14 protein-coding genes and 1 other RNA gene are annotated in these 12,905 nt (G+C 64.8%); 6 read left to right on the forward strand and 9 right to left on the reverse strand.

The annotated features are described in order from the left end of the window. Positions 1-23 precede the first annotated feature (23 nt). The gene (locus tag IVA93_RS02215) at positions 24-1,523 is read left to right on the forward strand and encodes a phosphomannomutase/phosphoglucomutase (RefSeq protein WP_018453006.1); all 1,500 of its coding nucleotides are present in this window, start codon (positions 24-26) and stop codon (positions 1,521-1,523) included. A 142-nt stretch (positions 1,524-1,665) separates the two neighbouring features. Here IVA93_RS02215 and IVA93_RS02220 read toward each other — a convergent pair whose 3' ends face one another. From IVA93_RS02220 to IVA93_RS02260, 9 genes are all read right to left on the reverse strand, one after another. Continuing rightward, complete coding sequence (locus IVA93_RS02220) at positions 1,666-2,175, reverse strand: Lrp/AsnC family transcriptional regulator (protein ID WP_018453007.1); 510 nt, start codon at positions 2,173-2,175, stop codon at positions 1,666-1,668. A 67-nt stretch (positions 2,176-2,242) separates the two neighbouring features. Further along, positions 2,243-3,196: a sugar kinase gene (locus IVA93_RS02225; RefSeq protein WP_018453008.1), complete on the reverse strand. Its 954-nt coding sequence runs from the start codon at positions 3,194-3,196 to the stop codon at positions 2,243-2,245. A 7-nt stretch (positions 3,197-3,203) separates the two neighbouring features. Further along, positions 3,204-4,142 carry an NAD(+) diphosphatase gene (gene nudC, locus IVA93_RS02230; protein WP_018453009.1) on the reverse strand — a complete coding sequence of 313 codons (939 nt, stop codon included), beginning with the start codon at positions 4,140-4,142 and terminating at the stop codon, positions 3,204-3,206. 11 nt (positions 4,143-4,153) lie between these two features. After that, a complete protein-coding gene (locus tag IVA93_RS02235) occupies positions 4,154-4,573 on the reverse strand; it encodes an HIT domain-containing protein (protein ID WP_018453010.1) in 420 nt (139 codons plus the stop codon). Positions 4,574-4,848: 275 nt separating this feature from the next. Continuing rightward, entirely contained in the window at positions 4,849-5,976 is a 1,128-nt protein-coding gene (locus IVA93_RS02240) for a muconate cycloisomerase family protein (RefSeq protein WP_018453011.1), read from the reverse strand. Continuing rightward, positions 5,973-6,728 carry an SDR family NAD(P)-dependent oxidoreductase gene (locus IVA93_RS02245; protein ID WP_247541843.1) on the reverse strand — a complete coding sequence of 252 codons (756 nt, stop codon included), beginning with the start codon at positions 6,726-6,728 and terminating at the stop codon, positions 5,973-5,975. Before IVA93_RS02245 ends, IVA93_RS02240 begins: the two co-directional genes overlap by 4 nt. Beyond that, complete coding sequence (locus tag IVA93_RS02250) at positions 6,728-7,525, reverse strand: amino acid ABC transporter ATP-binding protein (protein WP_018453013.1); 798 nt, start codon at positions 7,523-7,525, stop codon at positions 6,728-6,730. The genes IVA93_RS02245 and IVA93_RS02250 overlap by 1 nt, the downstream gene beginning before the upstream one ends. After that, positions 7,522-8,184, reverse strand: coding sequence for an amino acid ABC transporter permease (locus IVA93_RS02255; protein ID WP_018453014.1), 663 nt, complete (start codon positions 8,182-8,184; stop codon positions 7,522-7,524). The genes IVA93_RS02250 and IVA93_RS02255 overlap by 4 nt, the downstream gene beginning before the upstream one ends. 124 nt (positions 8,185-8,308) lie before the next feature. Continuing rightward, positions 8,309-9,154, reverse strand: coding sequence for a transporter substrate-binding domain-containing protein (locus IVA93_RS02260; protein WP_018453015.1), 846 nt, complete (start codon positions 9,152-9,154; stop codon positions 8,309-8,311). Between the two features lie 193 nt (positions 9,155-9,347). Between IVA93_RS02260 and ffs the strand changes: the two genes are divergently transcribed. From ffs to IVA93_RS02285, 5 genes are all read left to right on the forward strand, one after another. Then, positions 9,348-9,444: signal recognition particle sRNA small type (ffs, locus tag IVA93_RS02265), an RNA gene on the forward strand. A 94-nt stretch (positions 9,445-9,538) separates the two neighbouring features. Continuing rightward, the gene (locus IVA93_RS02270; RefSeq protein WP_018453016.1) at positions 9,539-11,356 is read left to right on the forward strand and encodes a DNA polymerase III subunit gamma/tau; all 1,818 of its coding nucleotides are present in this window, start codon (positions 9,539-9,541) and stop codon (positions 11,354-11,356) included. 105 nt (positions 11,357-11,461) lie between these two features. Further along, the gene (locus IVA93_RS02275; protein WP_247541845.1) at positions 11,462-11,791 is read left to right on the forward strand and encodes a YbaB/EbfC family nucleoid-associated protein; all 330 of its coding nucleotides are present in this window, start codon (positions 11,462-11,464) and stop codon (positions 11,789-11,791) included. 1 nt (position 11,792) lies between these two features. Then, a complete protein-coding gene (gene recR, locus IVA93_RS02280) occupies positions 11,793-12,395 on the forward strand; it encodes a recombination mediator RecR (protein WP_018453017.1) in 603 nt (200 codons plus the stop codon). 26 nt (positions 12,396-12,421) lie between these two features. Next, positions 12,422-12,859 carry a hypothetical protein gene (locus IVA93_RS02285; RefSeq protein ID WP_247541847.1) on the forward strand — a complete coding sequence of 146 codons (438 nt, stop codon included), beginning with the start codon at positions 12,422-12,424 and terminating at the stop codon, positions 12,857-12,859. Positions 12,860-12,905: the final 46 nt, after the last annotated feature.

Here is a 12,905-nt window from a genome sequence, read left to right on the forward strand (position 1 = left end):
TCTTTTTTCACGAGACCGTCTCAATGTTCCCCAAGCCGAAATCCGTGTTGCTGCCCAACACCTATGCCTTCGAATCCGAGCCGATGGTGAAGGCCACGGGCTTTCGCGAATACGACGCGCGCTGGCTGTTCCAGAAGGAAATCAACCTGATGGGAATCCAGGCGCTCGGCATGGGGCTGGGCGCGCTGATCGCAGAACTCGGCGTCAGCCAGGAGATCGTCACCGGTCATGATTTCCGCGGCTATTCGGCCTCGATCAAATATGCGCTGATCTCCGGCCTGATGGCAGCAGGCTGCAAGGTGCACGACATCGGGCTCGCGGTGACGCCGATGGCCTATTTCGCGCAGTTCGACCTCGACGTGCCCTGCTGCGCCATGGTCACGGCCTCGCACAACGACAATGGCTGGACCGGCGTGAAGATGGGCGCCAACCGCCCGCTGACCTTCGGTCCCGACGAGATGACGCGGCTGAAGGAGATCGTGCTGGGCGCCGAGTTCAAGAACAAGGCCGGCGGCTCCTATCAATTCCACGAGAATTATCCGGCGCGCTACATCGCCGATCTCACCAGCCGCCCGAAGCTCAAGCGCAAGCTCAAGGTTGTCGCGGCCTGCGGCAACGGTACCGCCGGCGCATTCGCGCCGCAGGTGCTGGAGGCGATCGGCTGCGAGGTGATCCCGCTCGACACCGAGCTCGACCACACCTTCCCGAAATACAATCCGAACCCCGAAGACATGGAGATGCTGCACGCGATCCGCGACGCGGTGCTGCAGCACAAGGCCGATGTGGGTCTCGGCTTCGACGGCGACGGCGATCGCTGCGGCGTCGTCGACAACACCGGCGAGGAGATCTTTGCCGACAAGGTCGGCGTGATGCTGGCGCGCGACATGTCCGCGATCCACAAGGACGCGCAGTTCATCGTCGACGTGAAGTCGACCGGCCTGTTCATCACCGATCCGGTGCTGCAGAAGCAGGGTGCAAAAACCACCTACTGGAAGACCGGCCATTCCTACATGAAGCGCCGCACCCATGAGACGGGTGCGCTCGCCGGCTTCGAGAAGTCCGGCCACTTCTTCTTCAACAAGCCGTATGGACGCGGCTATGACGACGGTCTCGTCTCGGCGCTGGCGATCTGCGATATGCTTGACCGCGCCCCCGGCAAGTCGATGGCCGATCTCAAGAACGCGCTGCCGAAGACCTGGTCGTCGCCGACGATGTCGCCGCATTGCGCCGACGAGACCAAATACGGCGTCATCGACAAGGTGGTGAAGCACTTCGAGGCCTTGCAGGCCAAGGGCGCCAAGATCGGCGGCCAGTCGATCCGCGATCTCGTCACCGTCAACGGCGTCCGCGTCACGGTCGAGGACGGCAGCTGGGGCCTGGTGCGTGCCTCCTCCAACAAGCCCGAGCTCGTTGTCGTGGTCGAGAGCCCGGTCTCCGAGCAGCGCATGCACGACATGTTCGAGATGGTGAACAGCGTGCTGCGCACCCATCCCGAAGTCGGCGAGTACAATCAGAAGATTTGAGGCGCGAGGCTAGTCTCACCTGCTGTCATGCCCCGGCTTGACCGGGGCATCCAGTACGCGGCTTATCCGAACCCCATCATCGTCTCTGGAATACTGGATCGCCCGGTCAAGCCGGGCGATGACAGTTTGCGTGTGGTGAGCCTTAAGCCGCAACCACAGCCGGGATCGGCAGCGCGGTGACCGACTTGATCTTCTCCATCGCGAAGCGCGAGGTGACGTTCTTCAGCGGCACGGCGCTGATCAGTTTCTTGTAGAACACGTCATAGGCCTGCATGTCCGCGACGACGACGCGCAGCATGTAATCGACGTCGCCGGCCATGCGATAGAACTCCATCACCTCAGGCATGGCGCTGACGGCGTCGGCGAACCTCTTGAGCCAGGCGTCGGAATGGTCGGAGCTCTCGACCGACACGAACACGGAGATGCCGAGCCCGATCTTGTTCTGGTCGACCAGCGCCACCCGCTTGGTAATCACGCCGTCGGCCTCCAAGCGCTGGATGCGCTTCCAGCAGGGGGTCGAGGACAGGCCGACGCGGTCGCCAATCTCGGCGACGGAGAGGGAGGCATCGTCCTGCAGCACCATCAGAATCTTGCGGTCGATGGCGTCGAGGCGGCGGCTGGTCTCGGGGAGTGGGACGGCGAGATCGGTCATTTGAAGAACTTTGTTCCATTTCAAGGGACGTTTTCCCTGATATAGAGAAAATCTTTCTATAGCAAGTCTATAATCTTGGCGCCCGCTCCAACGTCGCCGCCGGCGACGTGCTCAAAAGCTCTTCAACTTCAACGCGTTGCGGGGCGGCCAGGCCGCCACCAGGACGGGTGCATTTCAGCGCCGCGGCGGCCGCGGCGAATCGCAGCGCCTGCCGCACGCCGCCACCTTCGGCGAAGCGAAGCGTGAAGGCGCCATGGAAGACGTCGCCGGCGCCGAGCGTATCGACGGCCTGAACCGGGAAGGCCGGCGTCTGCTCCAATGCGCCGGTCTCGTTCAGCCAGATCGTGCCATACGGACCGCGGGTGGCGGCGAGGAAGGCGGGCGTGAGCGCGGCCAGGCGCTTCAATGCCGCGCCGTCATCGGGGATGCCGGCTGTCTCCTGCAACTGGTCACTGGCGAACAGCAGATGTGAGGCGGCCGTGAGCAGGCTGTCCTGCAACGACATCGCGCGGTCGACGCCGACGATGACGGCAATGCCGCGCCGGCGTGCCTCGGTGCAGAGCGAAGTTGCGAACGCGGCGCAGCGGCTTTCGACGAGAACCGCCCGGCAATCGGCGAGCAGCTTGTCGGCGTCGGGCAGCTCGACTGTCCACAGGGCCGGATCGCGATAGATCGTGAGCGTTCGCTCGCCCGTCGCGTCAATGATGATGGCAGAGACGGGCGTGCTCGCATCAGGTATGCGCACGATATGGCTTGTGTCGATATTTTCGGATGTCATGCGGTCGAGAATGAAGCCGCTCGACGTCTCCTGCGCATCGCCCATCGGACCTGCGAACGCGACGCGGCCACCAAGCCGAGCGATAGCGATCGCGGCATTGAGTGCGTTGCCGCCGCAAATCTCCGCGAGATGCCTGGCATTCGCCTTGCTGCCGCGCGCGGGCACGGTTTCGACACGAAAGGTCAGGTCGCGCACGGGAATGCCGATGCAGAGGATGCGCGGCGCGATCCCTGGTGCAGCCATCTCCGTCTCAGCTCTTGTCGTGCACCCAGCGGCCGAGCAGGTGATGCGCAATCGCAAACGGATGCGGGCCGGCGAGCCCGTCAGGATGCGTCCGCGTCAGCATCAAGGCCGCCTCCTCGCGCGTGAACCAGCGCGCATCCTCCAACTCGGAGTGATCGACGACGATGTCCTCGCTCACCGCCCGCGCGCTGCACCCGATCATCAGCGACGACGGATAGGGCCAGGGCTGGGTCATGTAATATTGCACCTCGGTGCAGCGAATGCCGGATTCTTCGAAAATCTCGCGGCGCACCGCGTCCTCGATGGTTTCGGCGGCCTCGACGAAGCCGGCGAGGCAGGAATACATGCCCGGCGGAAACTGCTTCTGGCGGCCGAGCAGGCATTTGTCGCCGGCGGCGACGTGCATGATCACGACAGGGTCGGTGCGCGGGAAATGCTCGGCCTTGCAACTCGGGCACTCCCGCTTCCAGCCGCCTTCCTTCATCGCGGTACGCGTGCCGCAATTGGCGCAATAGCCGTGGCGCTGATGCCAGCTCACCATCGACTTCGCCATCGCGATCGCCGACAGCTCCTGCGGCGGCACCGCGCCCTGCATCGCCATGCCGCGCAGCTCGCTGAGGGCGTAGTCCTCGCGCCCGATCAGCTTCTCGGACGCGGCCTGCGACAGGCCCATCCCGAACATCGCGGCGCCGCCGCGCAAGCCTAAGAAGATCGTGCCGGGATTGGCGCCGCATTTCAACGCCTCGTCGATTCCGAGCAGCGCGCGCACTTTGTCGCCCTCGCGCTTCACCAGCAGTGAGTCGCGATAGACCACATAGGCGCGCGACGACGGCTTCTGCTCCATCGCGAACAGCTTTTCGTCGTCGCGGCGCAGATGCGCGGCGCGGTCGAGAATGTTGGTGACGAAGGCGGGTTGTCCCAGTGGAAACGAGTCGAATGCTGACATTTCTTGTTCTTTCAACCCAACCAGATCTTGCGGCGAAGCGCGCTGATGAAACTCTGCACCTCGGTGGCGTCGTGCGCCAAGGGCTGCATCACGCCCCAGACCGGCCGCGGCCAGGCGGCGTCACTGGTGCGGCGCGCGATGATGTGGACGTGAAGCTGCGGCACGAGGTTACCGAGTGCCGCGATGTTGAGCTTGTCGCATTGGGTGATCTCCTTCAGCGCGCGCGAGACGCGGGAGATCTCCGTCATCAATTGCGCCTGCTGCACCTCGTCGAGGTCGATGATCTCCACCGCGTCGGCGCGTCGCGGCACCAGCAGCAGCCAGGGATAATGCGCGTCCTTGATGACCAAGACCTTGCACAGCGGCAAATCGCCGATGTCGATAGTGTCCTCTTTCAGGCGGGAGTGCAGCGACCAGGCGGGTTCGGACATAAAGGTTTCCGGATGGCCCGATGGGATCGGGCATGGCGGGGCGGAACCCCTGAATATTTGCTGCGACCATACGATACGGAATCTGATTGGGGAAGGATGGCGCTCCGCAGAGGCGGCATACGCGATCGTCGTCCTGGACAAGCGCAGCGCCGATCCAGGACCCATTACCATCGGATTGGGTTTGGCGAAGATTCGGGGTTACCGACCTCGTGCCGCAACTTCTCTTTGGGGCAATGGGTCCTGGCTTTCGCCAGGACGACGGTGGGGGCGTGCCTTTACCCCTCCGCCAACACCCGCGCATTGGCGCGGACCGAGGCTTCGCTGACGCGGATGCCGAGGCCGGCACCGTCCGGCACCACGACGTGGCCGCCGCGATTGGCGACGCGCTCTTCCAGCACGTCCTCGGTCAGCACATGATGCGGCATGTAGAATTCGCAGCCGAGCGAGATGCCCGGCGTCGCGGCGATCAGCTGCGTGCCGGCGGCAAGCCCGATGCCGCCCTCCCACAGCGTGCCGCCATAGCCGGGCAGGCCCGCGATGTCAGCGATCGCCATGATCGCCTGCGCCTCGAACAGGCCGCCGGCCTTCATCAGCTTGATCGAGACGGCATCTGCCGCCTCGCGGCGCACCACCTCCATCATGTCGCGGCGGTCGAAACAGCTTTCGTCGGCGAGCACCGGCGTTTCCAGCGCCGCGGTGAGCTGCGCCATCACGTCGAGAAATTTGCGCGGCACCGGCTGCTCGATGAAGGTCGGCGCAAACTGCTCGATATCGCGCAGGATTTTGATGGCGCCGAACGGCGCCAGCGCCTGGTTGTAATCGACGCGTAGATCGACCTTGTCGCCGAATTCTTTCCGGATCGCCGCGAGATGATCGAGATCCTCGCGATGCGGCTTCACGCCGGTCTTGACCTTGTAGATCAAATTGCCGTCCGGAACCATCTTCCGCATGCGTTCGAGATCGGCGGCGAAATCCGGATCGGCGATCGAGAACGACAGCGGGATCGTGTCGCGTACGCGCCCGCCGAGCAGGTCGGCGACCGAAAGTCCCGACGACTTGCCGACGATGTCGAGCAGCGCCATCTCGATCGCGACCTTGGCTTCGGCATGTCCGACCAGCGCACGATCGAGCTCGGCCATCAGCGCGCGGATGCGGCGCACCGACTTGCCGAGCACGATTGGCCGCAAATAGATGTCGAGCGCGGCGAACGCCGCTTCCGGCGTTCCCGTGAACACTTCCCATGGTGCCGCCTCGCCCCAGCCGATCACGCCGTCGCTCGACGTGAGCTCCAGCAGCACGCGCTTCACCGTACCCTTGACGTTGCCGACGCCCTGGAGGCGCGCCATCTTGATCGGGCTCTCGATCAGGAACAGCCTGAGACGTTCGATGGTGGCTTCGGTCATGTCAGGCCTCCATTGACGTGCCAGACCTGGCCGGTGACGTAGGATGCTTTTGGGGATGCCAGGAAGGCGATGATCTCGGCGACTTCCTCCGGTCGCCCGCGGCGGCCCATCGGGATCAGCGTCTCGGTCGCGGCGATCTGCTCGGGTGTAAGCCGGCTTTCGCTGGGCTTGTCCTTGACGATCAGGCCCGGCGCGACGGCGTTGACGGTGATGCCCTCCCTGGCGAGCTCGACTGCGGTGAGCCGCACCAGCGCTTCGAGCGCGGAGCGGCTCGCGGCCGTCGCTGCAAAGGGCGCGAACTCCGGCCGGATCGCGTGAGCGACGAACGACGACACCGCCACGATCCGCGAATCTCGCCCTGCACGCAGCAGCGGCAGCGCGGCGTCCACCAACCGTGTGAACGCCAGCGCCGACTCGTCCATTGCCTTGCGGAACTGATCCGCCGGCGTACCGATGGCGCTGCCGCGCCGGGCATGGCCGCCGATCAGGATCAATCCGTCGAGCCGGCCGAGGGCACGTTGCGTAGCGGCGACGGTGTCGGTGGCCGCGGTCTCCTCGGCGAGATCGCCGAGGCATTTTGCGACGATCGCGCCTTGCGCTTCGGCTTCCGCCGCCGTGGCGTCGAGGCCGGCTGCGTTGGAGCGCGTGTGCAGCAGCAGCGCAGTGCCGGGCCCCGCGAGCAGTTTTGCGGTGGCGCGGCCGATGCCGCTGGCGGCGCCGGTGACAAGATAGACGCGATCGATTTCGGACATCACGATGCCGTTGTAACCGGCGGCAGCGCGCCGGTGCGGTGGAAATGGCTGAGGAACGCGCGCGTCGCTCCTTCCTGCGGATTGTCGATCACCTGTCGCGCCGGGCCTTCCTCGACCACGACGCCGTCGCGCATGAAGATCAGACGGTCGGCGACTTCGCGGGCAAAGGCGATCTCGTGGGTGACGATCACCATGGTCATGCCCTCCGACGCCAGCTGCTGCATGACGTTCAAGACCTCGCCGACAAGCTCGGGATCGAGCGCGGAGGTGACCTCGTCGAACAGCATCACGTCCGGCTCCATGGCGAGCGCCCGCGCAATCGCGACGCGCTGCTTCTGTCCGCCGGAGAGCGTTGCCGGATATTGGTCGGCCTTCTCTGCAAGGCCCACCTTCGTGAGTTGGGCCCGCGCCAGCTTCTCGGCGTCCGCCTTGGCCATGCGCCGCACCGTGACCGGTCCCTCCATCACGTTCTGCAGCGTCGTCATGTGCGGGAACAGATTGAAATGCTGGAACACCATGCCGGTGGTGGTACGGAATTTGGCCAGCGTCTTCACATCGGGGAGCTTCGTACCCTCGCCGAACGAAAAGCGGGTGTCGCCGACGCGAACGCTGCCGCCGTCGGGCGTCACCAGGAGGTTGATGCAGCGGAGCAGCGTCGACTTGCCGGAGCCGGACGGGCCGATCAGCGCCACGACGCCGCCCTTCGCGACATCCAGGCTGATGCTCTTCAAAACCTCGTTGCTGCCAAAGCTTTTGCGCAGCGCCCGGATCTCGATCTTGGAAGAGGTGTCGCTCATTCGCCGACCGCCAGTCGCTTCTCGCCGCGCCGGACCATGATGGTCAGGGGGATCAGGATCGCCGCATAGGCGACCGCGACGGCGGTGTAGGTTTCCAGCGGACGGTAGCTGTCATGGGCGGCGACTTGGCTCTGATAGACCAGATCAGGCACCGCCAGCACCGAGACCAGCGAGGTGTTCTTGAACTGGATGATCGACTGGTTCATCAGCGCCGGGATCATGCGCTTGATCGCCTGCGGCAGCACGATGCGCCGCATGCTCTGTCCCGGGGTCATACCGAGCGCGGCACCGGCTTCGGACTGGCCGCGGTCGATCGAGATGATGCCGCCGCGGATGATCTCCGAATAGAACGAGCCGCCATAGAGCGACAGCGCCAGCGCCGACGCCGTGATTGGGGTCATCTCGACACCCGCCAGGATCGGCAGCGCGTAATAGAACCAGATCAGCTGCACCAGGATCGGCGTGCAGCGGAACGCCTCGATGAAGGTGAGCGCGAGCAGGCGCACCGCGCGAAAGCGCGACAGGGTGCCGAACGCGCCGAACAGGCCGAAGACGAGGCCAAGCACGACGATGACCACGGTGAAGCCTACGGTGACGCCGAGCCCGTTGAGAAAGAGCCAGCGATAGCTCCAGAGGATGCCGAAGTCCCACTGATACATGCGTGTGTTACTCGTCGAACGCCTTGACCGCCGGCATTGTCGTCCGGGGCGATGCGAAGCATCGAGCCCGGAATCTCGAGATTCCGGGTTCGCCCTTTGGGCGCCCCGGAATGACAGTGGAAGACTACAGCGAAACGCCCGGCGGAATGTCCGCCTCGGTCACGCCCACCAGCTCCATGTTGGTGATGATGGCGTTGCGAATGAAGCCGAGGCCTTTGTTGAAGTCGATCCAGGTGTTGACGTAGTCGCGCCAGGTCTTGTCGGTCTCGCGGCGGAAGCCGGCGTTCGACGTGGTAGCAAAGATCGGCGTCGGCAGCACGAACTGGCCCAGCGAGGGATTTTTCTTCAGCACCGTGAGCGACAGCATGGTGATCAGGCACTGCGCGTCGACGCGGCCGGTCTGGAGCGCGGCGGTGGCGTCGTCGGCGGTCTTCAGCCGCGAGATCTGCGCCTTCGGCGTCAGGCGGCTCACGACTTGGTCGTGCGAGGAGCCCTGGTCGACCGCGATCTTGATGTCGGGCGAGTTCAGCTCGGCCCAGCTCTTCGGCTTGAAGTCCTTCTTGCAGAGGATGCCGAAGGCGTTGTTGAAGACCGGCACCGAGAAGTCGACCACCAGCGCGCGCTTCGGGGTCGGGTTGAGGCCGAAGAAGATGTCGATCTTGTTGGACTGCAGGTCGAGCACCGAATTGCCCCAGGTGGTCTCGGTGATCTCGAGCTCGGCCTCCATGTCCTCGGCGAGCGCCTTGGCGATGTCGACGTAAAAGCCTTTCCACTGGCCGGTCGAAAGATCCTTCATGTAATAGGGCGCGCCGCCGCCGACCGCGCCGATCCGCATCTTCTTGGTGCGGCGGATGCGGGCGAAGGTCGATTCGTTGGTATCGGCGGTCTGCGCCACGGCAGGGGAGGCCAGCGTCGCCGCGCCGATCGCGCCAAGTCCGACAATCGATGCAACATCACGACGTGTAACCATTGGGATCAATCGCTTTTCTGTTGGAAGAAGTTCCGGCAGCGTTCTTACCAAGGCGCCTCCGGCAGTGAAAGCACAGCCTATCGGCTGGGCAGACCAGGAATTGCCCGGATGCTGGGCAAGCCACCATGAAGCCGCGCCTGTTCAAGCCGATACCCGCTTGCTTTCCGGTCCTTTTGGCCCCAAATAGGGGCCGGGAGATTGGCGGTGGACGAGCCACTCGCCAACCGGGTCAGGTCCGGAAGGAAGCAGCCCTAACGAGGTCCGGATCGGGTCGCTCGTCAGTCTCCTACCTGTTTTTCCGAGCGAATTGCGCCGGCGGCTCGGGCCGCCAGCGCGCTCCTTTCCGCAAAGCCGGCCGAAAGACACTTCATTGCGGATCGACCGATGACCGACGCTGGCGCCCCTCCCAACCCTGACAGCGCCGGCCGGGCCAGCACGCCCTACCGGGTGCTGGCGCGGAAATACCGTCCTTCCTCGTTCGACGATCTGATCGGCCAGGAAGCCGTGGTCCGCACCGTCTCAAATGCGTTCGAGACCGGTCGCATTCCGCAGGCCTGGATTCTCACCGGCGTCCGCGGGGTCGGCAAGACCACCACTGCGCGCATCCTTGCCCGCGCGCTCAACTACGAGATGCCGGATGGCTCGGTGAAGGGCCCGACGGTCCAGATGCCGACGCTCGGCGTGCATTGCCAGGCCATCATGGAAAGCCGGCACATGGACGTGCTGGAGATGGACGCGGCCTCGCACACCGGCGTGGACGACGTCCGTCAGATCAATGACAGCGTCCGCTACGCGCCGGCCAGCGCCCGCTACAAGGTCTACATCATCGACGAAGTCCACATGCTGTCGACGGCGGCGTTCAACGCCTTCCTGAAGACGCTGGAGGAACCGCCGGAGCACGCCAAGTTCGTGTTCGCAACGACCGAGATCCGCAAGGTTCCGGTCACGGTGCTGTCGCGCTGCCAGCGTTTTGACCTGCGCCGCGTCGAGGCCGACGTGCTGATGAAGCATCTGGCCAACATCGCGGCCAAGGAAAACGTCGAGATCGAGCCCGAAGCACTAGGTATCATCGCACGCGCCGCGGAAGGCTCGGTGCGCGATTCGCTCTCGCTGCTCGATCAGGCGATCGCGCATGCGGCAGGCACCGTGAAGGCCGATGCCGTCAGGCAGATGCTGGGGCTCGCCGACCGCACCCGTGTCATCGATCTTTTCGATTCTCTGGCGCGTGGCGACATCGCGTCCGCGTTTAGGGAGTTCCGCGACCAGTACGACGTCGGCGCCGATCCGATCGTCGTGCTCTCGGATCTCGCCGAATTCGTCAATTTCGTCACCCGCGTGAAGATCGTGCCGGCGACCGCCGACAACGTCGCCTATGGCGAGACCGAGCGCGTGCGCGCGCGGGATTTCGCCTCGAAGATCTCGATGCGCGTGCTGTCGCGGATGTGGCAGATGCTGCTCAAGGGCATCACCGAGGTGCAGGCCGCGACGCGGCCCGCCGCAGCCGCCGAGATGGTGCTGGTGCGCATCGCCTATGTCGCCGACCTGCCGACGCCTGACGAAGCGATCAAGATGCTGGAGCAGAACGGCGGTGGTTCGCCGGTCGTGAGCGGCGGCAGTGCCGCGCGCAACGCGCCGGCCGGGCCGGTGGCGTCCGCGGCTCCCGTTCGCATGCCGAATTCGTCACCGTCCTCGTTCGGCGGCGGTGGTGCTCGTCCGCAGATGGCAACACCCGCGCCGGATCCGCAAGCTGCCACGCCCGTGTTGCGCGTCACGAGCTTCACCCAGCTCGTTGCCCTGGCCGGGCAGAAGCGCGACCTCCTGACCAAGGGCGCGCTCGAAGGCGACATGCGCCTCGTTCGTTTCGAGGAGGGCCGGCTGGAAGTCGCGCTCGAGCCGAACGCCTCCAAGACCATGATTTCCGATCTCGCGCGAAAATTCGAGCTCTGGACCGGGCGCCGCTGGACCGTGATCGTCTCCAACGAGCCGGGCCAGCCGACGCTGCGCTCGGTAAGCCAGGCGGCCAAGCAGGAACATGCGCGCACCGCCGAGGCCGATCCGCGCGTGCGCGAGGTGCTGTCGCGGTTTCCGGGTGCGAAGGTCGTCGAGGTCCGCAGGCTTGCCCCCGAGGCGCCGGAATCCGATATTAACGCCGACTATGGCAGTGACGATCCGCCCGACGGTTCCGACGGCGACGATCTCTAGAGCATGATCCGGAAAAAGCGTGCAGCGCTTTTCCGACTGGATCACGCTCAAAACAATCAGCGAAGGCGCGACGATGAGTCATCGCGCCAACCAAGGACAGCACCGATGGTCGATATTTTCGGCATGATGAAGCAGGCGCAGCAGCTGCAATCCAAGATGCAGGAGATGCAGGACCAGCTCGCCAACGTCGAGGTCGAGGGCATCTCCGGCGGCGGTCTCGTCGCCGTGCGCATGACCGCGAAGATGGACGTCAAGGGCGTCAAGATCGAACCTTCGCTGATGAAGGCGGAAGAGCGCGAGGTGCTCGAGGATCTGCTCGTCACCGCCTTCGGCGAGGCCCGCCGCAAGGCGGAAGCCGCCATGCAGGAGAAGATGCAGTCGCTCACCGGCGGGCTCGGTCTGCCGCCGGGGCTGTCGGGGCTGTTCGGCCAGTAGGATGGGCGCTGTTGCGGGTCCTGAAATCGAGCGGCTGGTCCAGCTTCTCGCGCGGCTGCCGGGCCTCGGTCCGCGCTCGGCGCGGCGCGCCGCGTTGCATCTGATCAAGAAGCGCGAAGCGCTGATGATACCGCTGTCCTCGGCCATGCAGGTCGCGCTCGAGAAGGTCCAGGTCTGCAAGACCTGCGGCAACATCGACACGCAAAGTCCCTGCACGGTCTGCACCGATCCGAGGCGCGACCCCTCGATCATCGTCGTCGTCGCCGACGTTGCCGATCTCTGGGCGCTGGAACGGGCCAATGCCACTCAAGGGCGCTATCACGTGCTGGGTGCGACATTGTCGCCGCTCGACGGCGTCGGCCCGCAGGACCTCACCATCGAGGCGCTGGTCGCGCGCGCGCATGAGGCACAGGTGCATGAGGTCATCCTGGCGCTGAATGCCACCGTCGACGGCCAGACCACGGCACATTACATCACCGACCTGCTTCAGGACGCCAACGTAAAAGTAACCCGGCTCGCCCATGGTGTGCCGGTCGGCGGCGAGCTTGATTATCTCGATGAAGGTACGCTATCGGCCGCGATGCGGCAGCGCACCCTGTTCTAGCCATCCAGACTTACGGAACGGACGACATGACGAAACTTTTCGCCACACGATGGGCTTTGGTCGCGACGCTGACGATGCTGGCGACGCCGGCCATCTCCGCGCAACAGGACGACGGGGCTCCGCCGCCGTCGAAGCCCGGCAAGCCGATCAATGCCGGGGAGGTGCTGTCGGGCGAGCTGAACACGATGAAAGTGCGCGACGTCGAGAACGTCGGCAAGCGGGTTGCGACCTACCAGATCACCTCCGAGCCGCGCCGACTGCCGCCGCCGAGCGGGCTGTGCAATCTCGAGACCGGACCCGAAACCTTCCAGCTCGTTCCCAGCGGCGACGCGCAGGCAGCGCAGCTGAAGACGTTTGCCGGCAAGGAGATCTCGGTCAAGGTCGACGAAGTCGCCTGCGCCAGCGATCCCGGCCAGATGAGCGAGGCCGTGATCACGAAATGGAGCCTGATCAAGAAGCAGTAGGGGGCGCCCCGTTTGCTCGCCACACATATAAGCGCATCTGTTTTTC

It is taken from the genome of Bradyrhizobium sp. 155 (assembly GCF_023101105.1).
GTDB lineage: Bacteria > Pseudomonadota > Alphaproteobacteria > Rhizobiales > Xanthobacteraceae > Bradyrhizobium > Bradyrhizobium canariense_D.